Here is a 22,813-nt window from a genome sequence, read left to right on the forward strand (position 1 = left end):
TTTCACCCTAAAAATCATCCCAGCATCAGCTTGTCGACATCCGCTTTGGGGCTGCGTTTGCCAAGTACCTTGCTTATCTCTGCCGTCACCGCCTTGGCAGTGGCACGAAAGGTGGTTAACTTGCCGCCGTAGAGCGTCAGCAACCTAGGATGGGAATAACGCTGGTACAACTGTACCTCCCGCGGCCGACCAAAGGCATCGCCATCGCCCTTGGGCAGCACCCGCATGCCACTGAAATGCGCCAATACCTTGGCTTCAAGCGCCTCTGTAGTGACCGAACCCGTAAAACTGCCAGTGCCTCCAAAATAGTGCCGATAGATCCCCAGCAGATAAGCTATCTCCTCTCGGGTGATCTGCGGAACCGGTCCCTGGCAGAGGGTTTCCGTGGTACCTATCAGCGTCTTGCCGTACCAAGGCATCACGAATACCACCCGCTCATCGAAGCAGGATTCCAGATAGAGCACCCCGGGCGGCGCAGGAATATCCAGAAGCAAATGACTCCCCTGCACCCAGTCTATTGCCGTCTGGGCTATGGGCGGTGTCACCCGCGCCAGCAGTTCGTTGACAAAGGCGCCGGCGGCGTTGACCAGAAAGCGGCAGTGCAACATTTTGTCGCCATCCGCATCCCGGTAACTCAGCTTACATCCCTGAGGGTCATGCTCTATCGTCAAACACTCGGCACCCTCGCGGATATCGGCACCGAGCAGCCTGGCGCTGTCGGCCACCGCCTTGGTCAGCAAGGCATCATCCGTCTGGGCATCCCAGTATTGGAACATATGGGTCATTCCCGCCAGCTTGAGCCCGGGAAAGCTCCCCCAAGCCCTGGCAGGCAGGCTACGAAAACGGCCTAGGCGGTCAAACTCGCTCAGCAAGCCGTAGAGGCTGAGACCTGCCCTGAGGGTCAAGGCGCCGCGGCGACTGTCACGATAAACCGGGATAAAGAAAGGGACGGCCTTGACCAGTGTCGGCGCCAGACGCAATAACTCGCGCCGGGCCCGCAGCGATTCACGCACCAGATCCAGTTGCCCGGATTCGAGATAACGTAAGCCGCCATGGATCAGTTTGCTGGACTGGGAGGAGGTGCCTGCCGCCAGAGTGGACTTTTCCAGTAGCACCACGGAATAACCGGCCGCCGCCGCGCACTGTGCCACCGCCACGCCGGAGATGCCGCCACCTATGATTGCCAGATCGACCTGTTCCATCAGCCTCTTTCCGTTAACGTTCCAATTGCTGCCACAGGGTGTCACACAAGCTTTTCAGTTGTTGCAACTCCTCCCGCGGCATGGCGCTGCGACACAGCATCTGCTCAGGCACATCGGCGGCGCGCGCCTGCAAAGCCAGCCCGGCATCAGTGAGTGTCAGTACCCGCACCCGCTCGTCCTGTTCACTGCGGCCTCTTAACAGCAAGCCTTTAGTTTCCAGGCGTTTGAGCAAGGGCGTCAAGGTACCTGAGTCCAGATGCAAACGCTCACCCAGCGCCTTGACACTGATGCCCTTGTGCTGCCAAAGCACTAACATGGCCAGATATTGTGGATAGGTAAGATCCAAGGCATCCAGCACAGGCCGGTAGGCCCGCACCATAGCATTGGCGGCGCTGTATAGTGAAAAGCAGACCTGGTTTTCCAGGCACAGGGGCTCGTTTGACATATGCAAACCCTAAACACAATTTAATTGCGCACAATATACTTGCTTTTAGAATAAATATCGATCTATCATTGCCAGCAATTACATTGCGCACAACTTAAATTAAGGAAACTACTATGCTCTATCACACTCAAGCCACAGCCAAAGCCGGCCGCAACGGCGAAGTAGCCACTCATGACGGTGCCCTGTCATTGACCCTAAGCTATCCCAAGGAGATGGGCGGGACAGGAGCCGGGGCCAATCCGGAACAGTTGTTTGCCGCCGGTTACGCCGCCTGTTTCTCCAACGCCATTTTACATGTGGCGCGCCTGGGCAAAATTAAGCTTGCCAGCGCGCCTGTCACCGCCGATGTCGGCTTGGTCAGTCAAGATGGTGGGTTTGCGCTGCAGGTATCTCTGGCTGTTACTCTGCCGCTCGCGCAGGCCGAGGCCGAAGCCTTGGTACTCAAGGCCCACAGTGTTTGCCCCTACTCCAATGCCACCCGCAACAACCTTGATGTGGGGCTCACTGTGAATGACATTAAGATCAACTGAAGCTCTGATATTATTTAGAGCTAAGGAAGGTGCGAACAAGTCCCATGTGTGCTCTGCGTCGGCTTACAGGCCTGGATGCAAGGCGTGATTCGCAGCAAATGGCCCTAGTCCTTTGCAAGAAGCACAACACAGCAGGCAGGCCCGTAAGCCACGCCCTTCGGGGCTTTCACAGCAACCGGCTCTCTGCGTTATCCGACTTCGACAGGCCCCGGCATGCCTTCAGTCAGATGCCTTGAACGCCAATTGCTGTGCAAGCCAGAGTGCCACGAGGACTTATTCGCACCTTCCCTAATATTCAGTCAATTTATTGGCAAGAATATAAATAAATGTCGCAGCAATTAAAATTATATTTGTTGCGACATTTTTCCGTCATTCATTCTGTATTATGACGCTGTCATTCAGCAAAGGTTGATATTCATATAAAATTGATTTTTCCTGGACAATCGATTAAATTTGCGCCTCAAAAGTGGACAAGAGCAATAATAAAGTCATAGTCAAAGGAGAATGATATGCGCGCCCTGATTCTGGGGTTACTGCTGTTTACCGGCGCGACCCAAGCCACCTGTGAGAAAAGCGTTTTGCTTGGCAATGTCGATTATGCCAAGAACAGCTCTTATTTCAGTACCCAGGATTCTTTGCAACTTGATAAAATTGTTGCTGATAATAGCGATAATTCAAGCGGCTATATGTTATTGGAATTCAACATGGATAAGTCTATCGGCGATGAAGATTTACAAAAATATAATATGTGGCTTGCCAATAGACGAATTGAAAGGGTTAAAGAATATTTAACCGCAGCACACTTCTCTCACCCCATAGTCACTCGTATCCGCACGGCAACCCATAAAGACAATCGCGAAGTGAGTCTGCATTGGTGTAATAACCAACAGATGATGGCGACGATTGAAAAGCCAAGCGCCGCCGAATAACTAAGTACTTTCAAGATCCACAAATGAATGCCCCTTAGGGAAGGTGCGAAGTGGCTTACAGGCCCGTAAGCGATGCAGGCACACATGGGACTTGTTCGCACCTTCCTTAGACATTGCGCTAGAGTTTAAAACGGCCGACTTCACGGCGCAGCGAATCTGACAACTCCGCCAACTCCTGCGCTTTGACAGTGGCGCTGTTGGCCTCCAGTGACAGGGTTTGAGAAACCTCACGAATCGACTCGGTATTACGGTTGATTTCGCTGGTGACAGAGGTTTGCTCTTCGGCCGCTGTAGCTATCTGGCTGGCCATATCGGATATTTGGGTAATCGCTTGGCTTATCTGCTCCAGGCTGGCACTGGCCGATTCGGCATCCATCACACTGGTTTCGGCCATCTGATGACTCTGAGCCATGGAATTAACTGCCTTGGAAGCGGTTTTTTGCAAGGTCTCAATCATGGTCTGGATCTCTTGTGTCGACGCATGAGTGCGCTGCGACAGCACCCTGACTTCATCGGCTACCACGGCAAATCCGCGCCCCTGCTCACCGGCTCTGGCGGCTTCAATGGCGGCATTCAAAGCCAACAAATTGGTCTGCTCGGCAATACCGCTGATGGTCAGCAAAATGCTGTTGATCTTCTGTGAGTGCTCGTTGAGCTCGCCGATGATCTGACTGGCGGTATCCACTTCCTGCGCCAAACCGCGAATCGACTCCTGGCTCTGCAGCACCTGTTGTTGTCCACTGCCTGCCAGGCCGACCGCCGACTGCGCCGTCTGTGCTGTCAGTTCGGCATTGCTGGCGATCTCCTCGGTGGCACTGGCCATTTCGGTCACAGCGGTTGCCACCATAGTGACTTCGTCCTGCTGCACTTCGATGCTCTGGCTGTTACTCTCGGCCGAATGGCGGCTCTCCTGTGCCTGGCCTCCCAACTGCTGGGCTATGTCACTCATACGGGAAATCATGCCGTGCAGGCGTTCAACAAAACGATTAAAGCCGGCGGCGAGCATGCCTATCTCATCGTGCTGATTACGGGTCTCGATGCGAACTGTGAGGTCCCCCTCCCCTTCGGCAATATCGTTGAGCGCCTTGGCCAGACGTTCCAGATCGCGGAACTGGCTCTTGAACACCAATACCAGCAACAGACCAAAGCCCACCAAAAACAACACGCCCACCGCAGACATCCACCATGCCAGCTCGGTAGCCTCGTCCATGATGCTTGCCTTGTCCATCACAAACATCAATGCCCAGTCTGTGTGAGGCACCGCCGCCACGTAAAACAGCTTGCTGCTACCGTCGAATGCCATCTCATCCAGGGTATTGGCGCTGATCCTGGCGCTGAGCCACTGAGGATTGAAGGCACTGCCAAGACGGCTGAACTGCTGGCCGTTCAGGTCCTTGTCCGGATGACTGATAATCAAGCCTGAGCGTTCAAGCATCACGGCATAGCCGTCACCCGGCACCTTGAGGGTTCGCACCGCATCTGTCAGTTGATCTATGGTGAGATTAGCCGCTGCCACGCCCTGCAGACGACCGCTGTTCATTACCGGTTCGGCTATGGTGACTACCAGCTTTTGCAATGTGGCACTGACATAAGGCGCCGTCATTATCATGGCTCCTTCCCGCTTGGCATCCTGATACCAAGGGCGAACCCGGGGATCATAGCCAGCCGTATTCAGGCTGGGATCCTGACGGTACATGTTGCCCTGCTCATCGCCATAGTAGGTCAGCGCAAAACCGCTGGCCTCATGGGCCTGCATCAGAAAAGGGGTGATATTGACCTCAGGGTTCCGCTGCAGCGTGCCCTTGATGCTGCTGATCGCCTTTTGTCTGTCATACATCCACTGCCCTATGCCGCCGGCAAAGGTGTTCGCCAATTGATCGACCTCGCGCTGGGTTCGCTGCATGGCATTATCACGAATGGAAGAGGAGGAGAGGCCAACCAGGGCGGCAACCGTAAGCAAAACGGCGCCCAGACTGACCAGCAGTAAGCGGGTTTTAAGCGTGAACTGCATAAGAAGTCCTATAAATTTTTAGGGTGGAGTAAAAGTTTAGCGGCAAAAAAGTAAATTACTGAAGTCGCTTACCACAATGGCACCATTCGAATGCGGTTTTATTACTCAAAGCTTAACAAATGTCCATGTGTCTCACTTTAGGGACTTTTTCGAGTCTGCTAACAGTTTTGATGCTGCTTTATCATGGATACCAAGGGCTTGGAGTAAAGTATTTGTAGGGTACTTGTAGCCTGAACCGGGCTATGGGTCATTCAGATACAGTTTAATCCCTCTTACACAGGTAAGCTTATGTTAAGAAACCTCTTTCTCTGCCTGTTACTGAGTTTCAGCGCAGGCCTTGCCGCAACCGAAAATTCGGCGTCGCAGATCCAGTGGCAACAGGTGGATCAGCAAGGGCAGATCAAAATTCCTTTATATTTTGTCTGGTCCAAGACCTGTCCCCACTGCGCTGAAGCGCATCCATTCATCGACTCACTGCCGGAGCGCTACCCCTGGATAGAGCTGCACTCTGTGATGGTGGGCGCCACGGGTACTCAGGAGCTGTGGCAGCAGTTGGCCACAGAGACAGGAACAGAAGCCCGCTCAGTGCCCTATATGGCTACCTGCGGCAAGGCGATAGTCGGTTATTCCAGTGAAGAGGTGACAGGTCAGTTCCTGCTCAACCGCCTCAAGAACTGCTACTTGCAGGCGGGCGGCCAGTTGAGCCCGGAAGATATGCCGGGACAAACAAGCACTCAGGCAAGCACAGGTTCAACCCAGGCACCGCTGTTTGGCACCTGCGCCAATGACGGTGGCGATGGCACCTGTGATGCCACGGCTCTAGCGGCAGAGCCCGAAGTGCAGCCGGTGGAATTGCCTCTGGTTGGGGTGGTGACACCTGAAACCATGTCGCTGCCAATTCTGACGCTGGTACTGGCCGGTGTCGATGCCTTTAACCCCTGCGCCTTCTTCGTGCTCTTGTTCCTGCTGTCCATCATGGTCAACGCCAAGAGCCGCAGTCGTATGCTGTTGGTTGGTGGTATCTTCGTGTTTTTCTCAGGCTTTATTTACTTCCTGTTTATGACCGCCTGGCTCAACATCTTCCAGCTGTTGGGGGCCGGCAGTGATGGCGGGATGATTATTCTGGCGGCGGGAATACTGGCGTTGATCGCCGGCAGTATCAACGTGAAGGACTACTTTGTTACCAAAGGAGAAGTGACCCTCTCCATGTCGGCGGAAAACCGCACCGGGCTTATCAAGCGCATGGGTAAGCTGTCCAGCGCCTCCAGCCTGGCGACCATGATAGCCGGCACCACAGTGCTGGCGATTCTGGCCAACGCCTATGAACTCTTGTGTACTGCGGGTTTCCCTATGATCTACACCAGCGTGCTCTCCATGCATAATCTGCCGAGCTTTGAGCGCTATATGTACCTGGTGCTGTACAACATTGTCTATGTGATCCCACTGGCCATCATAGTGATTGCTTTCAGCATGACGCTTGGTAAACGTAAGTTGACCGAGAAAGAGGGCCAGACCCTGAAGCTGATGTCCGGTATCATGATGCTGGGCTTGGGCGGCACCCTGGCGGTCAACCCGGCGGCGCTACAGAGCGTTACCCTGGCATTGGGGCTGATTATCGGCGCCATAGTCGTCACTATCCTGATAGTCAGCGGTAGAAAACTATTGGAGCGTCGCCGTAAGGCCGCTTGATGGCTCACGACTTGAAGTGCAGAGCAGCAGCAAGAAGCCAAGTCGCCCATTGGTGGCTTGGCTTTTTGCCGGACAAGCAGGATTTAGGCTAAAGTTATAGCTATTGATGCCGATAACAGTATCATGCCCGAGTCCCGAAGCGACTCTCCAACCCAGAGGAAAGCCATGACAGTTTCTCTCAACTCCCAGCCGCTGTCGGTCAATATGGATACCGGCGCTGTCGGTGTTAAAGTCGCGCAGTTGGCCAAGCAGCAACAAGAAGCCGAAGGCGAAATCGCGCTGCAACTTATCCAGGCCGCCACGCCGACACAAGAACCTGCCGGCCCGGTTGGTAACATAGGCCACAATATCAATACCACAGCCTGATATTCCCAAGGCTCTGGCGATAGCAAAAAACCGGCAAAGCCGGTTTTTTTATTGTGGATACATGGGCGAACCTAAGACTCACTTATGCTGCGCCAATGCCTCCTGCAGAGCCTGACGTGTCGCAGTATCCTGCTGCCTTTGCTGTTCTTGCTGATGACGACGTAAGTTGTCTTCCGCCTGACGCACACACTGATTGTGATCCTGCCAACCATCGGCAACCGCTTCGTCGGTACGGGCAGAGCAGAGAATATCGGCGCAGCCACCGAGACTCCCCAAACCCAACAGCAAAGGCAACAAGGCGCTCTTTGCCAAATAAGATGCAGACATTGTTATTTACTCCAAACCTGGAATGCCAAGGCAATCGAGTGGCAAGGTCATTTTCCACCAACCGGCATTGACCCTAAACGGTTCAAATTAACCCAAAGAGACTGACGCTCAGCTGAACCAAAGGTTTGCCTTAGACAAAAGAAGCCGGCACTTGGCCGGCTGCTGTGTTGCTAAAGGCTGTTGAGTGGTTAACCCATCAAGCCGCTGCCGATTCATCCTCTGAATGGCGGATCAGGTAGTCAAAGGCTCCCAGAGAGGCGGTTGCACCGCTACCCATGGCGATGATGATCTGCTTGTAGGCCGAGTTGGTCACGTCACCGGCGGCAAACACCCCTGGCAGTGAAGTCTGACCGCGTTCATCGACAATGATCTCACCGCGTGGAGTCAATTCCACAGTACCGCGCAGCCATTCAGTGTTGGGCACCAGACCTATCTGCACAAAGATACCTGCCAGCGCAATATTATGCTGCTCGCCACTGGCTCTGTCTGTGTAGTTGAGCCCGATAACCCGACTGCCATCACCAAGGACTTCAGTCGTTTGCGCCTGGGTGATGATGGTGATGTTACCCATAGATTTAGCCTTGCGCTGCAGCACGTCATCGGCGCGCAATTTGCTGTCAAACTCGAGTACAGTCACATGCTCGACTATGTTGGCCAGATCGATAGCCGCCTCGATACCCGAGTTACCACCGCCGATCACCGCAACCCGTTTTCCCTTGAACAACGGGCCATCACAGTGAGGGCAATAAGCCACACCGCGGCCACGATATTCCTGCTCACCGGGAACATTCATTTCCCGCCAGCGAGCTCCTGTGGCCAACAGGACAGTACGGCTCTTGAGTACGGCACCATTTTCCAGTTCTACTTCATAGAGACCATTGCTGCCAAGGCGAACCGCCTTCTGGTTATCCATCACATCCACTTCATAGTCGCGAACATGCTCTTCCAGATTTGCCACCAACTTGGGGCCTTCAGTCGCCTTGACCGAAATAAAGTTTTCAATGCCCACGGTTTCGCTGACCTGACCACCGAACTTGTCGGCCAACAGCCCAGTGCGCAGTCCCTTACGGGCGGCATAGATGGCGGCTGATGCACCGGCAGGCCCGGCGCCAACCACCAGTACTTCGTAGGGCTTACGCTGGTTGAGGCTCTCGGCTTGGCGGGCAGAGGCATTGGTATCCAGTTTATTGAGTATCTCTTTCAGGCTGATGCGGCCGGCAGAAAAAGGCTCGCCGTTCAGATAAACCGAAGGCACGGCCATGATGTTGCGCTGCTCAACCTCATCCTGGAACAGGGCACCATCTATCATGGTATTGCTGATCCGCGGGTTGATCGCCGCCATCATATTGAGCGCCTGCACCACATCCGGGCAGTTCTGGCAGCTCAGAGAAACAAAAGTTTCAAAATGATATTCCCCTGGCAGGCTGCGGATCTGCTCGATCAGCTCGGCCTCCAGCTTGATGGGATGCCCACCTGTGTGCAGCAGAGCCAACACAAGTGAGGTAAATTCGTGCCCCATGGGCAAACCGGCAAAACGTATGTCAGAGCCCTTGATTGAGGTAACCTGCATCGCCGGGGTACGGGATAGTGACTGCTCGGTCACACTGACCAGGGAAGACAGCGAGGCAATATCCTGTGCCAGAGCCAACAGCTCTTTGGACTTTGGGCTTTCATCTGCAGATACGACAAGTTCAACTGGTTGCTTGAGGTTCTGCAGATAGGTTTGCAGTTGATTTTTCAGATTCGCATCCAACATGATGACTCCAGAATCAGACTAAAGGAAAACAGAAATAGTGCGGGGAAAGAGGCTCCGAACCCTTGCAGGGGGAGGTTCGGAGCCTTCTGGGTCAGGCTGGCTGTTTAGATTTTGCCAACCAGGTCCAGAGAAGGAGCCAGAGTTTCGTCGCCTGGCTGCCACTTGGCAGGGCAAACTTCGCCGTCGTGAGTGGCAACATATTGAGCAGCTTGGATCTTACGAACCAGCTCGCTGGCGCTACGTCCGATACCCAGGTCATGGATTTCAGCGACTTTGATTTCACCTTCAGGGTTGCTGACGAAAGTACCGCGCAGGGCAACACCGTCTTCCTCAACCAGCACGCCGAAGTTACGGCTGATTTCACCGGTTGGGTCACCTATCATTGGGAATTGGATCTTGTTGATGGTGTCGGAAGTATCGTGCCATGCCTTGTGAGTGAAGTGCTTGTCGGTAGACACAGAGTAAACTTCAACGCCCATGGCTTGCAGTTTTTCGTAGTGGTCAGCCATATCACCCAGTTCAGTTGGGCAAACGAAGGTAAAGTCGGCTGGGTAGAAGAAAACTACAGACCACTTGCCCAGCAGATCCTGTTCGGTCAGCTCAACGAATTCACCTTTGTGGAAGGCGGTCGCTTTAAAGGGTTTGATTACAGAGTTGATGATTGACTGAGTCATTGTATGCTCCCATTTTCAGTTTGAATTGTCCGGGTCAACTTCATTGCTGCCCGTCGATGGAAGTCATATTAACCAAAGGGTCTAAAATAAGATAACGGATAAAAGCTGTTGCCTTAATCGGTTTTTCAGAGGAACTTGTGTCGGGAGCGAAAAAAAGCGATTACCCTTCGCTCCCGGGCAAGTTATTGATCTATTGGTTCTCGCTGAACTTATGCTGTTCCAACCAATGGCTCAGCAGGCGTACACCATAACCGGTAGCACCGGCCGGAGCCAGTTGAGTGTCGCTCCTGACCAGGGCATTACCGGCAATGTCCAGATGAGCCCAGGGTTGCTCACCGGCAAAACGCTTGAGAAACATCGCTGCCGAAGAAGCCCCGGCGCTGCCTTCACGGCCTGTGTTGGTTAAATCCGCGATGCTGGAATGCAGCTCTTCGCCGTAGGCCGGATCCAGCGGCAGGCGCCACAGCTTTTCCCCCACCTGCTGCCCCGCATAGGTCAGTTGCTGCACCAAAGGTTCAGAGTCACTGAACAGGCCGGCATACTCCACCCCTAGGGCACGCACCTTGGACCCTGTGAGGGTCGCCACATCCACTATCACTTGTGGTTGGTATTTCTCGCGGGCATACCAAAGACCGTCGGCCAGCACCAGGCGTCCTTCAGCGTCGGTATTGAGGACTTCAACCGTCAGCCCCTGGGCAGTCTTGATCACATCCCCCGGGATCATCGCACGACCCGAGACCATGTTTTCCGCCAGCGGCATGATACCCACCAGATTAACCGGCGCCTTGGAGGCGGCCATCGCCTTGACCGTTCCCAACACTGTGGCGGCACCGGCCATATCTGACTTCATCCGCGCAATCGAAGTGCCGGTCGCCTTGATGTTATAGCCGCCTGAGTCAAAGGTAATCCCCTTCCCCACCAGCGCCACCGGAGCATCATCACTGCCCTGCCAGTGTGCGACTACCAGTCTTGGGCCTCGCTCGCTGCCTTTGCCCACGGCCAGCAACGCGCCCATATTGAGTTTGGCCAAGTCTTTGGGTTCCAACACCTTGACCTTGACGCCAAGACGCTTGAGTTCCTTGGCCGCATCGGCAAAGGACTCGGGATAGAGTTCGGCGGCCGGTTTGTTGGTCAGATCCCGCGCCAGCGCCACTCCATCGGCAATCGCTGCCGACTTGAGGTGATTGGTCTCGGCTACCTTGGGCTCGGCGACCGCAAAATGGTACTGTTTTTCGGTGCGCGGCTTGGCCGTGAAGTCACGATAGCGGTAGCTAGCCAGGGAAATCCCCTGGGTCAATTCGGCGATAAACCCTTGGCTATTTGGGATATCAGCGGCCCATACCGCCACCTTGGGTTGTTTGACGGCTTCCAGGTGATTGGACAGCTTGCCCCCCAGCAAGGCTGTCTCCCCCGGCGTCAGTTCAGCATCCCCAAGCCCGAGCAGCAGCAGGCGCTCTGCTTGGGTACCAATGGGGGCCAGCAATTCGAGCAGCTCGCCCTCCTGGCCTTTGAAGTTGGCGGCCGCAATGGCGCGCCGCAGTTGTTTGCGGGTATCCGCCTGCAATCCGGCGGCCGAGTATAGGGTGCCATCCTGATGCTGGAACATCACCAAGGTGTTGGCCGGGGCGACTTGAGTGGCAAACTCATACTGTTCGGCCTGTGTCGTCCCAGCGCCCATAAGGCAGGATAGGGTCAGAAGTTTTACTGCTAATCTTTTGTTTTTATTCATTTGTACTGCTTATCATTATTGAGGGGCAGACAAATATAACATCAGGGCTTTTACGGACTAGTGCCCTTAACAATCCCTTACAAATTAGCCTACTGCCAGAGTTCGAAGCGACTGAGAGAGCGGCCGAGATCGCAGTCCAGCACAGCAGACAAGCCGGCGGCGCCCTGTTTGAGCCCGGCACTGGTAAAGTTTTTCGGTGTCCTTGAGGCAAACACTACCCAGTTGCCGCCCCCCGTGAGGCAGGCCCGCACATCGGGGAAATGTTGCTGCAGGCGAGCCAGCAGGCCTCTGTCCTGACTGTGCTCTTTCCAGCAGTTGAGCACCAGCAAACCTTCACTCTTGAGCAGTGCCAGGCTCTGCTCGATAAAGGCTTGGCTCAGCTGACCGGCATCCACCCCTTCAGAGCCGTAGAGATCGGCGAAGATAATATCTACCTTCTTGTGCTCGGCACTGGCCAGAAACTGATTGGCATCCTGATTGATAAGGTTCAGCTTTTTCGACAGTGGCAGTTGAAAATGGCTCTTGGCCAACTCAAGCACCAGGGGGCGCAACTCAACCGCGGTCAGCTTGATAGCGGCATCAAAATGCCTCAGAGCATGCACCAAGGCGCCGCCGCCCAACCCCAAAATGATGGCACTCTTGGGTTTGAGGTACAAAAGCGCCAGCAGCATGGCCTGCACATAGGTGTGCTGCGGTACATGGGGGGCCTTTTTCAACAGTTTGCTCTGCTCGTCGTGTTCGCCGAAGGCCAAAATCCGACAGTCGCCATCATCGAGGACAGCGACGCTGCCCCATTCATCCTGTTGCTGCACTAAGGTGCGATAATCTGCCATGCTTGAATAATTCTCGGTTGGGGAGTTTATCCCCTGTGACAAAGTCGCTAGTATGCCAGCAAATGCCTTATTTCTCACAGAAGCATACGCCATATGACTCACAATATTCTGATTGCCTGCCTCTATCTCGGGGTGTTTTTCTTTCTGCAGCGGGCGCTGAAAAATGCGGTGCAAACCCTGGCGGACAAGAAACAGGTCAGCGCCGCCCGTACCAGCCTGGTGACCCGCTTTATCAGCTATCTGTTGTTCTTTGTCACTCTGTCGTTGATGGCCGTTTCTCTGGGACTCGGCTATCAGGAGGTTTCACTGTTCGTGTCTTCGGCATTTGCAGTGCTGGGGGTGGCTTTGGTGGCCCAGTGGTCGATACTGAGTAACCTCACCGCCGGGGTGCTGATCTTTTTTGTGTTTCCCTACAAGGTCGGTGAGCGGATCAAAGTCGTCGACAAGGATGAAGATATTACCGGGGTATTGTTGGAAGTGGGGCTGTTCCACGTGCTTATCCGCCGCGACAACGGCGATACTGTTACCTACCCCAACAACCTGATACTGCAAAAAGCCGTGCTGAAGCTGGCACCCAGCAATGCCTCGGCGCCGCAGGCACAAGAGACAGAGCCGGAGCAACTGACCAAGCAGGATTAATTGAGCCTGCGCTGAAACAGCGTCAGCGCCTGCTGATACATCTGCAACGCCAATGCCGGGTCATAACGGGGATCGCCATCCCTCATAAAGGCGTGCTGGGCATTGAGCTCCTGCCAGCTGTATAAGGTCTGGCATTGCTCCAGCCTTTGCTGGATGAGACGGCGCCCTTCACTCGGCACATGGGGGTCCTGCTTGCCCCAGATCATCATCAACTCGGCGCGAATATCCCGGCAGCGGCTCAGAGAGTCATTCCCCGGCGCACTCGGGATAGCGCCGCTGTGAATATCTGTGGCATAGAGACAAAATGCCGCTGCTATGTCGGGGTTAAGGGCGGCGCGAAATGCCAGGTGACCGCCAATGCAGACGCCCATGGCACCAATCCGGCCGCGGCTCCAGGGCTGAGCCCGGATAAAATCCACCAACGCCTGAGTATCATCATCGTGGGCTTCCAATGGCTTGCTCAGCTTATCGCTGTTGCCTTTGTCCTTGCCACTGTCATCATAACCAAGCACAGTGCCCGGCGGATTGAGCTCGTGGAAAATCTCCGGCACCAATACCACAAAGCCATGACCGGCCAGCATACAAGCCATGCGGCTTATAGGTGCGGTTTCCTGAAAGATTTCCGAGTAAAAAATGATGGCGGGAAAACAACCCTCGCTATCGGGACGATAGACCCGGGTTTGCATGCTGCCGCTTGCCGTCGGCAGTTGATGAAGACTCTGTGTAACCAGCATGACACCTCCCTATGAGCATCTCCCCGATGCGGTAACCTCAATCTAGCAATCGGGGAGTCGGGTGTCAGTATTTATCTTTAGGGAATTCTTGCAAAGGACTAGGGCCATTTGCTGCGAACCACGTGCATCCAGGCCTGTAAGCCGACGCAGAGCACGCATGGGACTTGTTCGCACCTTCCTTAGAAAAGCTCGTTACCCGAACGCTCACCGCTGAGGAGTTTCTGTACATTGGACAGTGTGGTGTGGGCGATGGCGCCCAAGGCCTCTTCGGTCAAAAACGCCTGGTGACCGGTAAAGATCACATTGTGGCAAGCCGATAAACGCCGGAATACATCGTCCTGGATCACTTCGTTGGACTTGTCTTCAAAGAACAGCTCTTTCTCGTTCTCATACACGTCCAACCCCAACGAACCTATCTGTCCGAGCTTGAGCGCTTCCATGGCATCTATGGCGTTGAGCAAGCCGCCACGACTGGTGTTAATCACCATCATGCCCGGCTTCATCTTGGCAAAGCTGTCTGCGTTGAGCAGATGACGGTTTTCCGCCGTCAGCGGGCAATGAAGACTGATGATATCGCTCTGTTGGTACATCTCATCCAGAGTGACATAACGAGCACCCAGCGCCTCTACTTGCGGGTTGGGATAAGGGTCAAACGCCAGTACTTTACAGCCAAAGCCCAGCAAGACCTTGATGGTGGCGATACCGATTTTCCCTGTGCCGACCACGCCCACAGTCTTACCGAACATGTTGAAGCCAACCAAACCTTCGAGAGAGAAGTTGGCATCCCGGGTGCGTTGATACGCCTTATGGATCTTGCGGTTCAGGGTCAACATCAGGGCGACCGTATGTTCGGCCACAGATTCTGGGGAGTAAGCAGGGACATTGACAACGTTCATTCCCAGACGCTTGGCCGCATCCAGGTCGACATTATTAAAGCCTGCACAGCGCATGGCGATGATCCGGGTGCCATTGGCGGCCAGTTCTGTCAGCACCTCGTCATTGAGTTCGTCGTTGACGAAGGCGCAGATCACTTCGAATCCGTAAGCCAGTTTCACTGTTTGCATGCAAAGGCGCACGTCGAAGTACTCTATTTGAGCCCCAAAGGCCTGGTTGGTACGGTTGAAATGCTGCATGTCGTAACGCTTGGCGCTGAAAAAACCTATCTTCATGCTGTTTATGACCCGGTAATTGGAATGATAGCTAAAAGTGTAAGTGAATTACCTAAACTTGTCTTTGCCTGGCACAGACAATCTCACCGGAAACATGATGCAGCGCAACAAAAAGAAAAAAGCGGACTCCTGACAGTCCGCTTTTTTGATGAGGGGCTCAAGCGCCCCGACTCCGTGCTATCGGAGAATTAGTTTGGCCTAGTGCTCTTTAGCGTACTTGGCAGCTTCAGCACCGGCGATACGACCGAAGGTTACGATATCAGAGATAGCGTTACCGCCCAGACGGTTGGCACCGTGAACACCACCAGTTGCTTCACCGGCAGCATACATACCCTGGATCAGATGACCATCTTTGGCTTTCACTTCAGCCTTGGTATCGATCTTCACGCCACCCATGCTGTGGTGTACAGCTGGCTTAACTTCGATAGCGTAGTAAGGGGCAGTACCCAGTTCACGAGGCAGGTTAGGACGCTCGAATTGAGTGTCTTTACCAGACTTCACGAAACCGTTGTAGCTGGCGATAGTCTTGGCCAGTTCGGCACCTGGAACACCAATCTTCTTGGCCAGTTCTTCAGGGGTCTTACCTTCATCAACAATGCCCAGGTGGACATAGTTTTCAATCTTCTTCAAGCTCTTGCGAACTGAGTCATCGAACACCAGGAAGGCGCTGGCACCTTTCTGTTTCAGGATGGCCGCAGAAGCCTTGTCACGAGTAGTGATTTCGTTGACGAAACGGTCACCTTCACGGTTAACCAGGATAGCACCGTTACCGCGTACGGCTTCAGTTACCATCACACCACCACGTGGAGACAGAGTTGGGTGAGCCTGTACCCATTCCAGATCGCGGGTATCGGCACCGGCTTGCATGGCAACATCCAGACCGTCACCGGTTGCACCTGGGTGGTTGGTAGCAGCAAAGCCTTTCAGCTTAGGATCGTACTTGGCAACGCGGTCGTTGTTCTTGGCGAAACCACCGGTAGCCATAACCACGGCATCAGCCTTGATCACGTAGTAACCAGTGTACTTACCTTCAACCAGAACACCGGTCACTTTGCCTGAATCATCTTTCAGTACGCGTACAACGCGGCTGTTCAGACGGATATCGGTACCGCGCTTAACAGCGTTGTCCCACAATACTTGGGCAACGTGAGCACCTACACCGGCACCACCGGTTGGACGGTGACTACGGTTAACACTGGCACCACCCATACGACCTACGTCAGTCATATCGGCGCCCATAGAAGTCAACCAGTCGATAGAATCGGAAGAGTTGTTGGCCAGAACTTTAACCAGCTCAGGATCGTTGATGTTACGGCCACCTTTCATGGTGTCCTCAATCATGATCTCTTTCTTGTCTTTAATACCCAGAGCCGCTTGAGGCTTGGTTTCAGCAGCGTTCATACCGCCGGCAGCCAGCTTGGTGTTACCACCTGGGATAGGCTCTTTTTCCAGCAGAATGACTTTGGCACCGTTGTCGCGAGCAGATACTGCGGCGGCCAGACCGGCACCACCAGAACCTATGATAACCACGTCAGTGGTTTCACGAGGACCGGCTGCAATAGCTTTGTCTTGAGCATCTTTCTGCACATCGATAGGAACGAACTTACGCTCCCACTTGCCGCCGAATGGCATATCGAAGCCGAAGCTGTGGCAAGCGTCACAGTAAGCAACTGATTTTTCATGGCCTTTGTGGCAAGAAGTACAAGCGATTTCACCGATCAGGTGAGACTTGTGTGGAGAAATCTTCAGATCTTTTTCACCGGCAGCAATCTCTTTCAGATCACCGTGGCAGCTAACGCACTGGGCGTTCTCATGGGTCAGGTTGTCATCGGTCGGGCCTTTCTTGGAAACGTGGCAAGTATCGCACCCGCCCATTTCACCATGAAAATCCGCCAATACATCTGCGCCGGCATAAGCTGTACCGGCCATCATGCCGGAAATCAGAGCAGCCAGTGCTGTTTTCTTAAGTGCTCCCGTGAACATAGAGTGTTCCTCCACCATATTATTTCACATACTCATATATAGCTATTTCGTACCACATTGCTTTTTAGTTATTTATACCAAGGCTGTAGCACGACATATCTCCCATGGCAGAAGATATCACTACCCCTTTAGGCATATATTTAACTGAGTCACAAAAAGATTTCTCTCGACGCCACCTATCCGCATTTCTGTGCACTCTTGCAGATTAGTCGGTCACATATTGATACAAATCACGGCTAACGTACCGTATAGCTGACGAAGTTAACGTTTTGGGGATCTGCATTTCCATGTGAGAAGACTCGACAAATACAGGATCAAGCATAGTCGCCAATTGGCGAATGCTGCTAAGCTAACGGAAAATTTGTATTCTGGATCACAGATATAATCGCCATGGCTAAAGCACAGATGTCTGAAAAGCAGTTTTGGCTGCAGCGCCTTTGTAAGACCAGCCTCAGAGCCCTGCACATTTTGGGAATTGTCGGAGCCGGTGGCGGTATTTTGCTGTCGGTACCCAGAGAAAGCTGGCAGCTCTATTGGATAATGGCCATGGCCAGCGGCAGTTGCCTGATGCTGTGGGAGATAGTCAGGGATTGGCGCTGGCTTATCCAACTGAAAGGGGTATTGACTCTGGTGAAGCTGCTGCTGATCCTGCTGTTTATTCCTCTGGCAAGCTACAAGAGCGAGTTGCTTGTGACTGTGGTTTTGCTGTCGGTCATAGTGTCACACGGACCCGCGGGCTTGCGGCATTATTCTATAGTTCACAGACGCAGAATAGACAGCCGCAAGGAGATCAAGGGATGAACACAGCAGAATTGATCACAGCCTTTGAGCGGCACACTGAGATAACACCTGAGCTCAGAGTGCTGGACCTGGCCTGCGGCTCCGGGCGCAATGGCCATTGGTTTGCCAAACAAGGCGCCGAGGTTACCTTCATCGATCGCAATCCCGAGAGCTTTGAAGACCTATGGCGCCAGTATCCTCACTGCCAATTCATTGAATGGGACCTTGAGCAGGGCGACAAGCCCGATCTGCGCCCTTTCGACGTGGTATTGGTGTTCAACTACCTGCACCGCCCCTCGTTGCCTTGGATAGCCAAACAGCTCAAACCCGGTGGTTTGTTGTTTTACGAGACCTTTACTCAGGAACAGGCCAAGTTTGGCCGCCCCAGTAACCCGGACTTCTTGCTGAATCAGAGTGAGCTACAACACAGATTTGCCAAATTCGAGACTTTACATTACTTTGAAGGCCATATGCCCGGCGGAGAAACGGGAATGCTGCAAGCCAAGGCTCAATTGATAGCCAGAGCCGTTCGCTGATCCGCCTTTATTTAGCTGTATCAAGGACCTGTAATGTTTCCCTATCCCGAGCAGTATCGGCTTGCCCTGCCTCCGCTGATCACCGCCTTTATGGTGCTCTGGTCGTTGTTGACCCGGCCTCTGCTGGGAGATGCCAGTCCATTCGCCCTCTATCCCTTGTTGTTACTGTTCCCTCTGGTGCTTGGACTGCACCTGCACCTTATCTGGCAAGCAGCCGGCCTACGTCGCCTGGATCAGGCCTTCTATGCTCTGGTACACGGTATTCTGGCTTTCGTGGTCTGGACCTTTTGCATCATGCATGTGGGCGGTCACAGCTTCTCCTAAGCTTCCGGATAAATAAAAAGGGGCGCGGTTTCCACCGTGCCCCTTTGGCTTGGAAAGGGAGAGTTATTTGTCCTTAGGGTCGAGCAACCTTGATTCTTCGGACGCAAGAACCAAGTTTAAAAACAGGTAGTACACCAATACAAAAGCGCTCAGTGAACCAACCAAATAGAGAGTGACCTGCAACATGATGGCCTCCACTGACGGTTATAGATTGATGGACTCATCGGGGATCTTGTAAATCACACACTCTGGATACGGCTCACACAGAGATGGCGTATTGACTTCATCCTTGCCCTTGGTGGGTGTCGACGCCAGCAGTAACGGTAAAGCAAACAGAGTAGAAAGTAACGCAAATCCAATCGCATTTTTCACAAACTGATTCAAACTTTTCATCGTCTTTTCTCCTGCTGGGAAATGGGTGGGCGCAAACTGCGCCCGAGATTGCTTTGACCTTTTGGCCCGGTACTCAGGGTAAAAACCAAGCGCTTTGGTGGTCAGGCAATCAACCTTGTCCCTAAAGCTATCTCAGGCAGGGAAAAGCACCATAATGAAAAGGTGACGGAAAGGTGATGTCTTATAAATCAGTTAATTACTTCAACTATATCGGTATTGGCAGGCCCCAATAATGCCAGCGAAATCTGGCCGTCATCTGTCACTGACAGCAATCTTGGGGAAACTTTCTCCATCGGAATGTCGCGCCCCTCTCTCTTGCCCGTGTGGAGATCTATCTTGAGAATGCCCATGGCATTGTCGTTGGGCCGCAGCAACCAGAGTGCCTCGGAAGCCAGTTGCCAACTGCTGCCGAAGTGGGGGGTGTATTGCTCATAAAAGAGTTCTTCGACGCCCTGTTTCAGGCGCCAAATCCCTTTCTTGTACAGGCGGGTAAAATAAAGAGTACCGTCGGCGGCGTACTTGGCGGAAAAGCCATCCGTCAGCAAAGGTTGCTGCTCGCCACTGTCCAACAGCAGACTGTTTATCTGCCAGCGACCATCGACGCTGACCGCCGCCAGCAGTTCATTGCTGCTGCGCCCCCAACTGACATTACGAACATTGCCCAGCTGAGGGAAAAACTTGAGTTCACCGTTTTCAGGGTTGAGGACAAACACCTGTTGGTTGAGGCTGCCGGCCACCAGCTTGTCATCGGCTGAATAACTGAGTTCATCTATATGGGAAAAAGTGCTCAGGCGACTCAGTTGTTTCTCCGTGCCCTGTTCGTCCCGACGCCATAGTTGTGGCAAGCCGCTGCGATTGGAAACAAAGATCAGCTCCTTGCCATCGTGGCGTAAGGTACCGGCGGTATCACGGCGACTGGACGCCACAAAGCGCTGCGGTTTGGAAGTCTCATCAAAGGGCGATGACCAAAACCAGATCTCCTCTTCAAACAGTTCACCGACAACCGCCGCCATGCGTCCGGCACTATTGGCCGAGGGAGAATTGATTTCCTGCAACACGCTCGTCAGCCGGGTTAACTTACGGGGTTTGAGTTGCAAGCGGTGAAGTTGTCCCTCTTCACCTCGGTATACCAAGGCGTTACCGCCTTTATCCCAGGCGATACTGCGCAGTGGATACCCCACCCGCTGCAGGTTTTGCCAATCACCGGATTCGATATCGAACAGTAAGATCTGGGTGTCGAACCAGTTGATACTGCGCAGCACGGCCAGACTATGACCGTCGGGAGACAAGGCCAAGGCATAGTCACCGCGTCCCACCACATGAGGTTGACTCAACTGCTGACGCCGACCATCGCTGAGGCTGAGCAGAAAAACGCGCTTGAAACCTTCAACCCCTTCGGCATCGACATAAAACAGCGAGCGGTTAGAGGGACTCCAGGCGATGCTGGTCGACTGTGTCGTCTGATGGCACTGGCTGACTATGCGGCTTCGCATCCCCTCTTCGGTCAGCTCTGTCACCATAATGCGACAGCCCTGAGTCTCACTGAATGCCAAATAAGCCAAGGCCTTGCCATCGTGTCGCCAGGCCGGGTAGCGCAGACTGTAATCATCCACAACCGGAATGGTTTTGATGACTCTGTCGCCGAGCGCCATCAGCTCAATATGCCACTTATCGGCGTTCAGTTCCCGATAGGAAAATGCCAGCATGCTGCCATCGGGGGACAGGCTGGGGTCCACCTCCTGACCATTGAGCGAAGTCAGTGGAGTCAAACGCCGGATGGCCACATCTGTCAACTCAAGCTGGGGGTTTTCCTGGACAGGAGCCAGATAGAGCCAACTTGCAATACCCGCCGCCAGCACTCCGAAGGCGCCGCCCAAATAGCCCCACTTGCTGCCGCCTGCTGCTATCTTTTGCTCAGTCTCGACGTCTGCCAGTTTTGCCGGTAAAGGTTCATCCAGTGAATCGTCATCAAGTGTCGTCTCGCGTACTCTCGCTATCAACACATAGCCCTGCTTGGGCACTGTCTTGATAAAACGTGGATCTCTGGGATTATCCTGCAGATGCTGACGCAGCAAGCCGATAATGCGGTTAATGGCGTTATCCGTAATTATGCCGCCGTGCCAAACCTCCTGGATCAACATTTCACGGCTCACCAGGGTGTTGGCATGATGGATAAGACACAGCAATACCTGCATCACCCTGAGCTCGAGCCGCACTTGAGCCTCTTCGCGGCTCAGCGTACTCATCTGAGGGTCAACCAACCAATCTTCCAACAGGTAACCTGAGCGCCTTCCCATATCAATCCATTTTCAATTCAAACACTAAGATACTAATTGCCCATGTTGTAAAAGAGAAGTAAAGCGCTCAAATTAACCAAAGGCAGGTGCGAATAATTCCCAGCCTGCTCTGAAGCCTGGATGCAGCAACGCCCAAGAGCTTGCATCTATCTGCAGTCGCGGTTATCTTTGCCATCCGTTTTCATTGAGGCCATGACATGTCAGATTTTGTCTACAATCCGCCAACCGAACCTTGGCTGGATATTCTCTATCAAGACAAGGACATCATAGTCATCAATAAACCTTCAGGACTCCTCTCGGTTCCCGGACGGGATCCGGCCCATCACGACAGCGCCTATGCCAGAGTCCTGGCCGAACATCCACAGGCACAAGTGGTTCACCGCCTGGATATGGCCACCTCGGGCGTGCTCTTGCTGGCACTGAGGCGCAGTGCCGAACGGGAGCTGAAACGTCAGTTTCGAGACAGGGAAACCCAAAAGAGTTACTACGCCAGAGTCGCCGGCCATATCAAGGCCACTCAAGGCAGTATAGAACTGCCACTCATCTGCGACTGGCCCAACAGACCCAGACAGAAAGTCGATCATCAAGTGGGTAAGCCGTCATTGACCCACTATGAAGTGATCAGCAAGGGGCGCTATTCAACTCTGGTCAAGCTGATCCCCATCACAGGGCGCTCACACCAACTCAGGGTGCATATGATGGCATTGGGTCATCCCATTCTGGGCGATGGTTTCTACGCCGACTCCTGGGCAAAAAGATTGGCTCCCAGATTGCTGCTGCATGCCGCCAGCCTCAGCATCAAGCATCCCTACTCGGGCGAACCCATGAGCTTCAGTGCACCTGTGCCTTTTCTCGCGCCCGAAGGTGAGCAATAACGGCTAACGTCACCATAGATGTTGAGCCAAAAGTCGCCATAAGACTGGCAATTTTACAATAAAACACGTAGATTCATGCCTGATTATAAGCAATTTAGGCGTGATGCTGTGGATACATCATTTCAAAGAGATCAACTGGACAATCAGATCCTGGAAGCCCTGATGCAGGATGCACGAACTCCTTTTGCCGAGCTGGCCAAACGCTTCAGCGTCAGTGCAGGCACGATTCATGTCAGGGTCGAAAAGATGAAACAGGCAGGTATTATCACCGGTGCCCAAATAACGGTTAACCCCAAAGCTCTGGGCTATGATGTCTGCTGCTTTATCGGCATCAATCTCAAGAGTGCCGGTGACTATCCCGCCGCTATCTCCAAGCTCAATGAGTTGGAAGAAGTGGTAGAGGCCTACTACACCACAGGCAACTACAGCGTATTTGTCAAAGTGATGTGTCAATCTATAGATGCCCTGCAGCACGTGCTGATTAACCGTATCCAGTCGATAGACGAAATTCAATCTACCGAGACCCTGATAAGTCTGCAGAATCCAATTGTCAGGGCGGTAAAACCTTAACAACAGATAAAGAAAAGGCTGC

The 22,813-nt window shown here is 53.5% G+C and carries 23 protein-coding genes; 10 read left to right on the plus strand and 13 right to left on the minus strand.

Annotation, left to right across the window (positions count from 1 at the left end; genetic code table 11):
• Window positions 1-14: 14 nt before the first annotated feature.
• The gene (locus N512_RS0103695; RefSeq protein ID WP_028779450.1) at window positions 15-1,202 is read right to left on the minus strand and encodes an FAD-dependent oxidoreductase; all 1,188 of its coding nucleotides are present in this window, start codon (window positions 1,200-1,202) and stop codon (window positions 15-17) included.
• Window positions 1,203-1,215: 13 nt separating this feature from the next.
• Window positions 1,216-1,647 carry a MarR family winged helix-turn-helix transcriptional regulator gene (locus N512_RS22155; protein ID WP_037474106.1) on the minus strand — a complete coding sequence of 144 codons (432 nt, stop codon included), beginning with the start codon at window positions 1,645-1,647 and terminating at the stop codon, window positions 1,216-1,218.
• A 113-nt stretch (window positions 1,648-1,760) separates the two neighbouring features.
• Between N512_RS22155 and N512_RS0103705 the strand changes: the two genes are divergently transcribed.
• Window positions 1,761-2,177, plus strand: coding sequence for an organic hydroperoxide resistance protein (locus N512_RS0103705; RefSeq protein WP_025008945.1), 417 nt, complete (start codon window positions 1,761-1,763; stop codon window positions 2,175-2,177).
• 509 nt (window positions 2,178-2,686) lie between these two features.
• A complete protein-coding gene (locus N512_RS0103710) occupies window positions 2,687-3,106 on the plus strand; it encodes a hypothetical protein (RefSeq protein ID WP_028779452.1) in 420 nt (139 codons plus the stop codon).
• Between the two features lie 118 nt (window positions 3,107-3,224).
• Here N512_RS0103710 and N512_RS0103715 read toward each other — a convergent pair whose 3' ends face one another.
• Window positions 3,225-5,117: a methyl-accepting chemotaxis protein gene (locus N512_RS0103715; RefSeq protein WP_028779453.1), complete on the minus strand. Its 1,893-nt coding sequence runs from the start codon at window positions 5,115-5,117 to the stop codon at window positions 3,225-3,227.
• Window positions 5,118-5,405: 288 nt separating this feature from the next.
• Here N512_RS0103715 and N512_RS0103720 point away from each other — a divergent pair, with 288 nt between their 5' ends.
• Together N512_RS0103720 and N512_RS0103725 are read left to right on the plus strand one after the other, a co-directional pair.
• Complete coding sequence (locus tag N512_RS0103720) at window positions 5,406-6,806, plus strand: hypothetical protein (RefSeq protein WP_028779454.1); 1,401 nt, start codon at window positions 5,406-5,408, stop codon at window positions 6,804-6,806.
• A 165-nt stretch (window positions 6,807-6,971) separates the two neighbouring features.
• A complete protein-coding gene (locus tag N512_RS0103725) occupies window positions 6,972-7,172 on the plus strand; it encodes a hypothetical protein (RefSeq protein ID WP_025008941.1) in 201 nt (66 codons plus the stop codon).
• 78 nt (window positions 7,173-7,250) lie between these two features.
• Here N512_RS0103725 and N512_RS0103730 read toward each other — a convergent pair whose 3' ends face one another.
• From N512_RS0103730 to N512_RS0103750, 5 genes are all read right to left on the minus strand, one after another.
• A complete protein-coding gene (locus N512_RS0103730; protein WP_025008940.1) occupies window positions 7,251-7,499 on the minus strand; it encodes a hypothetical protein in 249 nt (82 codons plus the stop codon).
• Between the two features lie 196 nt (window positions 7,500-7,695).
• Window positions 7,696-9,255, minus strand: a complete 1,560-nt coding sequence (gene ahpF, locus N512_RS0103735; RefSeq protein ID WP_028779455.1) for an alkyl hydroperoxide reductase subunit F — start codon at window positions 9,253-9,255, stop codon at window positions 7,696-7,698.
• 104 nt (window positions 9,256-9,359) lie between these two features.
• Window positions 9,360-9,929, minus strand: coding sequence for an alkyl hydroperoxide reductase subunit C (ahpC, locus tag N512_RS0103740; RefSeq protein ID WP_028779456.1), 570 nt, complete (start codon window positions 9,927-9,929; stop codon window positions 9,360-9,362).
• Between the two features lie 190 nt (window positions 9,930-10,119).
• Window positions 10,120-11,658, minus strand: coding sequence for a leucyl aminopeptidase (locus tag N512_RS0103745; RefSeq protein WP_028779457.1), 1,539 nt, complete (start codon window positions 11,656-11,658; stop codon window positions 10,120-10,122).
• Window positions 11,659-11,747: 89 nt separating this feature from the next.
• Window positions 11,748-12,491, minus strand: a complete 744-nt coding sequence (locus tag N512_RS0103750; RefSeq protein ID WP_028779458.1) for a spermidine synthase — start codon at window positions 12,489-12,491, stop codon at window positions 11,748-11,750.
• 93 nt (window positions 12,492-12,584) lie between these two features.
• Between N512_RS0103750 and N512_RS0103755 the strand changes: the two genes are divergently transcribed.
• Window positions 12,585-13,130 carry a mechanosensitive ion channel family protein gene (locus tag N512_RS0103755; protein ID WP_025008938.1) on the plus strand — a complete coding sequence of 182 codons (546 nt, stop codon included), beginning with the start codon at window positions 12,585-12,587 and terminating at the stop codon, window positions 13,128-13,130.
• On the opposite strand, the gene N512_RS0103760 is transcribed toward N512_RS0103755, so the two are convergent.
• The 3 genes from N512_RS0103760 to fccA form a co-directional block, all read right to left on the minus strand.
• On the minus strand, window positions 13,127-13,864 hold the full coding sequence (locus tag N512_RS0103760) for a dienelactone hydrolase family protein (RefSeq protein ID WP_028779459.1): 738 nt from the start codon (window positions 13,862-13,864) through the stop codon (window positions 13,127-13,129). The two genes, N512_RS0103755 and N512_RS0103760, sit on opposite strands and share 4 nt — an antisense overlap.
• Before the next feature lie 179 nt (window positions 13,865-14,043).
• Window positions 14,044-15,033 (minus strand): 2-hydroxyacid dehydrogenase, encoded by a 990-nt coding sequence (locus N512_RS0103765; protein WP_028779460.1) that lies wholly within the window; start codon window positions 15,031-15,033, stop codon window positions 14,044-14,046.
• A 198-nt stretch (window positions 15,034-15,231) separates the two neighbouring features.
• On the minus strand, window positions 15,232-17,016 hold the full coding sequence (gene fccA, locus N512_RS0103770; RefSeq protein WP_025888678.1) for a fumarate reductase flavoprotein subunit FccA: 1,785 nt from the start codon (window positions 17,014-17,016) through the stop codon (window positions 15,232-15,234).
• A gap of 390 nt (window positions 17,017-17,406) precedes the next feature.
• Between fccA and N512_RS0103775 the strand changes: the two genes are divergently transcribed.
• From N512_RS0103775 to N512_RS0103785, 3 genes are read left to right on the plus strand one after another with little or no spacing between them, the layout of a single operon-like run.
• A complete protein-coding gene (locus N512_RS0103775) occupies window positions 17,407-17,817 on the plus strand; it encodes a hypothetical protein (protein WP_025008935.1) in 411 nt (136 codons plus the stop codon).
• The gene (locus N512_RS0103780) at window positions 17,814-18,332 is read left to right on the plus strand and encodes a class I SAM-dependent methyltransferase (RefSeq protein WP_028779461.1); all 519 of its coding nucleotides are present in this window, start codon (window positions 17,814-17,816) and stop codon (window positions 18,330-18,332) included. The genes N512_RS0103775 and N512_RS0103780 overlap by 4 nt, the downstream gene beginning before the upstream one ends.
• Before the next feature lie 33 nt (window positions 18,333-18,365).
• Window positions 18,366-18,656 carry a hypothetical protein gene (locus N512_RS0103785; protein ID WP_028779462.1) on the plus strand — a complete coding sequence of 97 codons (291 nt, stop codon included), beginning with the start codon at window positions 18,366-18,368 and terminating at the stop codon, window positions 18,654-18,656.
• A gap of 204 nt (window positions 18,657-18,860) precedes the next feature.
• Here the strand turns inward: N512_RS0103785 and N512_RS0103790 are convergent, their stop codons facing one another.
• Window positions 18,861-19,049, minus strand: coding sequence for a hypothetical protein (locus N512_RS0103790; protein WP_025008933.1), 189 nt, complete (start codon window positions 19,047-19,049; stop codon window positions 18,861-18,863).
• A gap of 188 nt (window positions 19,050-19,237) precedes the next feature.
• Window positions 19,238-21,346, minus strand: coding sequence for a winged helix-turn-helix domain-containing protein (locus N512_RS0103795; protein WP_028779463.1), 2,109 nt, complete (start codon window positions 21,344-21,346; stop codon window positions 19,238-19,240).
• Between the two features lie 197 nt (window positions 21,347-21,543).
• On the opposite strand from N512_RS0103795, the gene rluA reads away from it, so the two are divergent.
• A complete protein-coding gene (gene rluA / locus N512_RS0103800) occupies window positions 21,544-22,221 on the plus strand; it encodes a bifunctional tRNA pseudouridine(32) synthase/23S rRNA pseudouridine(746) synthase RluA (RefSeq protein ID WP_025008931.1) in 678 nt (225 codons plus the stop codon).
• A 108-nt stretch (window positions 22,222-22,329) separates the two neighbouring features.
• Window positions 22,330-22,791 (plus strand): transcriptional regulator AsnC, encoded by a 462-nt coding sequence (gene asnC, locus N512_RS0103805; protein WP_025888669.1) that lies wholly within the window; start codon window positions 22,330-22,332, stop codon window positions 22,789-22,791.
• Window positions 22,792-22,813: the final 22 nt, after the last annotated feature.

The organism is Shewanella sp. 38A_GOM-205m (assembly GCF_000518445.1).
Taxonomy (GTDB): Bacteria; Pseudomonadota; Gammaproteobacteria; order Enterobacterales; family Shewanellaceae; genus Shewanella; species Shewanella algae.

What these genes read in the sequence shown, in the direction of transcription:
- N512_RS0103695 (WP_028779450.1), bottom strand. Translation starts at nt 1,202, where the DNA reads ATGGAACAGGTCGATCTGGCAATCATAGGTGGCGGCATCTCCGGCGTG.
- N512_RS22155 (WP_037474106.1), bottom strand. Translation starts at nt 1,647, where the DNA reads ATGTCAAACGAGCCCCTGTGCCTGGAAAACCAGGTCTGCTTTTCACTA.
- N512_RS0103705 (WP_025008945.1), top strand. Translation starts at nt 1,761, where the DNA reads ATGCTCTATCACACTCAAGCCACAGCCAAAGCCGGCCGCAACGGCGAA.
- N512_RS0103710 (WP_028779452.1), top strand. Translation starts at nt 2,687, where the DNA reads ATGCGCGCCCTGATTCTGGGGTTACTGCTGTTTACCGGCGCGACCCAA.
- N512_RS0103715 (WP_028779453.1), bottom strand. Translation starts at nt 5,117, where the DNA reads ATGCAGTTCACGCTTAAAACCCGCTTACTGCTGGTCAGTCTGGGCGCC.
- N512_RS0103720 (WP_028779454.1), top strand. Translation starts at nt 5,406, where the DNA reads ATGTTAAGAAACCTCTTTCTCTGCCTGTTACTGAGTTTCAGCGCAGGC.
- N512_RS0103725 (WP_025008941.1), top strand. Translation starts at nt 6,972, where the DNA reads ATGACAGTTTCTCTCAACTCCCAGCCGCTGTCGGTCAATATGGATACC.
- N512_RS0103730 (WP_025008940.1), bottom strand. Translation starts at nt 7,499, where the DNA reads ATGTCTGCATCTTATTTGGCAAAGAGCGCCTTGTTGCCTTTGCTGTTG.
- ahpF (WP_028779455.1), bottom strand. Translation starts at nt 9,255, where the DNA reads ATGTTGGATGCGAATCTGAAAAATCAACTGCAAACCTATCTGCAGAAC.
- ahpC (WP_028779456.1), bottom strand. Translation starts at nt 9,929, where the DNA reads ATGACTCAGTCAATCATCAACTCTGTAATCAAACCCTTTAAAGCGACC.
- N512_RS0103745 (WP_028779457.1), bottom strand. Translation starts at nt 11,658, where the DNA reads ATGAATAAAAACAAAAGATTAGCAGTAAAACTTCTGACCCTATCCTGC.
- N512_RS0103750 (WP_028779458.1), bottom strand. Translation starts at nt 12,491, where the DNA reads ATGGCAGATTATCGCACCTTAGTGCAGCAACAGGATGAATGGGGCAGC.
- N512_RS0103755 (WP_025008938.1), top strand. Translation starts at nt 12,585, where the DNA reads ATGACTCACAATATTCTGATTGCCTGCCTCTATCTCGGGGTGTTTTTC.
- N512_RS0103760 (WP_028779459.1), bottom strand. Translation starts at nt 13,864, where the DNA reads ATGCTGGTTACACAGAGTCTTCATCAACTGCCGACGGCAAGCGGCAGC.
- N512_RS0103765 (WP_028779460.1), bottom strand. Translation starts at nt 15,033, where the DNA reads ATGAAGATAGGTTTTTTCAGCGCCAAGCGTTACGACATGCAGCATTTC.
- fccA (WP_025888678.1), bottom strand. Translation starts at nt 17,016, where the DNA reads ATGTTCACGGGAGCACTTAAGAAAACAGCACTGGCTGCTCTGATTTCC.
- N512_RS0103775 (WP_025008935.1), top strand. Translation starts at nt 17,407, where the DNA reads ATGGCTAAAGCACAGATGTCTGAAAAGCAGTTTTGGCTGCAGCGCCTT.
- N512_RS0103780 (WP_028779461.1), top strand. Translation starts at nt 17,814, where the DNA reads ATGAACACAGCAGAATTGATCACAGCCTTTGAGCGGCACACTGAGATA.
- N512_RS0103785 (WP_028779462.1), top strand. Translation starts at nt 18,366, where the DNA reads ATGTTTCCCTATCCCGAGCAGTATCGGCTTGCCCTGCCTCCGCTGATC.
- N512_RS0103790 (WP_025008933.1), bottom strand. Translation starts at nt 19,049, where the DNA reads ATGAAAAGTTTGAATCAGTTTGTGAAAAATGCGATTGGATTTGCGTTA.
- N512_RS0103795 (WP_028779463.1), bottom strand. Translation starts at nt 21,346, where the DNA reads ATGGGAAGGCGCTCAGGTTACCTGTTGGAAGATTGGTTGGTTGACCCT.
- rluA (WP_025008931.1), top strand. Translation starts at nt 21,544, where the DNA reads ATGTCAGATTTTGTCTACAATCCGCCAACCGAACCTTGGCTGGATATT.